This window comes from Devosia geojensis (genome assembly GCF_000969415.1).
Classification (GTDB): domain Bacteria; phylum Pseudomonadota; class Alphaproteobacteria; order Rhizobiales; family Devosiaceae; genus Devosia; species Devosia geojensis.
The window spans coordinates 1-1,344 of record NZ_JZEX01000187.1; the positions used below are offsets into that span (position 1 = coordinate 1).

Annotated in this window: 2 protein-coding genes; both read left to right on the plus strand. The window is 70.4% G+C overall.

Going from position 1 to position 1,344, the window contains the following annotated elements:
- Positions 1–311: 311 nt before the first annotated feature.
- The gene (locus VE25_RS20395) at positions 312–887 is read left to right on the plus strand and encodes a DUF1214 domain-containing protein (RefSeq protein WP_046110522.1); all 576 of its coding nucleotides are present in this window, start codon (positions 312–314) and stop codon (positions 885–887) included.
- Positions 884–1,344: DUF1254 domain-containing protein (locus VE25_RS20400; protein ID WP_052732117.1), on the plus strand; the 461-nt coding region annotated here is incomplete at its 3' end. The genes VE25_RS20395 and VE25_RS20400, both read left to right, overlap by 4 nt.

The following is a 1,344-nucleotide window of genomic DNA, read 5'->3' on the forward strand; positions in this document are numbered from 1 at the left end:
ACCCTCGATCCCTCCCCTCAAGGGGGAGGGAGGCCGATCGTGCCTATGGCATCATCGCGCCCCACCCACCGGCTGTCACCCAGGCGAAAGCCGGGACCCATCCTGAGATGCCGCGCCAGCCGCCAGGCGGCGGTGACGGGCGGGAGGCCAGGCTGGCTCCCCCGCAAGGGGGGAGGTGCCGTTCCGTGCTTTCGACCAGATCGCCCAGGCACAACGCAGCACCTCCCCCCTTGCGGGGGAGGCTGGGAGGGGGGTACCCCGCCGACGCCTGTTGCCGAAACGCATGCCGTCCCACGGAGCCCTGAGGCCCCATGCGCTTCGTCCTCCGCTTGCTTCTCATGTTCGCCGTGGCGCTCGCCTTCGGGTTCGGCCTCTCCTATTACGCGCTGACCGACGGGCGCTATTTCGGCGTCCTCCAGTCCGGCCCCTGGACCGCCTGGCCCGATGCCGGCTCGCCCAATCCCAACCCCTATACGCGCGCCCATGTCGTGCGGGTCGGCAACCTGCCGCTCGGCCAATCCGAGGGCCTGCAGTTCACCGCGACCACCGACAGCGCCGGCGAGCCGCTGACCCGCGCCTGCACGTATGCCATCGCCGGCACGACCCCCGTTGCCACCTTCTGGACGCTCGTGGCCGTCGATGGCGCGGGGCGTAACCTCGCCCGCCCCGGCGCCGCCATGGCGCTGCGCTCGGGCGATATCGTGCGGCCGGAGGACGGGTCCATCAGCGTCCACGTCGGCACGCGCCTCATGCCCGGCAACTGGCTGGAGATCGTCGGCGACGGCCCCTTCTCGCTGGTGCTGACGCTCTACGACACCGTCGCCTCGTCCGGGTTCGGGGCGGCGGTCGAGACCCTGCCCTCGATCACGCGGGAGGGCTGCCGATGATCCGCACCCTCCTTTACGTCGTCGCCGGCCTCGTCCTCGGGGGCATCATCCATATCGTGGCCGTTCTCACCCTGCCCCAGCTGGCCGAGGAAACCGTCTGGACCCGCATCGCCGCCCTCGAGGCGCACGATCGGGTCGCGGTCCTGCCGCCGGTCGAACCGGGCGCGGCCAATCCGCTCGGGCTCGATCCCGAGCTCGTCTACGGCGTCTGCCAGGTCGATCTCTCCGAAGGTCCCGCCTACATGAACGGCGTCATGCCCGACGCCTTCTGGTCGATCGCGGTGCACAACCGCGAGGGCACCGTCATCTATTCGACCACCAACCGCGACGGCATCGGGCGCACCCTCTCGCTCGGCATCTTCAACCCCGCCCAGACCCGGCTCCTCGCCCAGCAGCAGCTCGACGTAGAGGAGGGCCTGCTGATCGTCGAATCCCCCACCGACCCCCTCTTCATCAC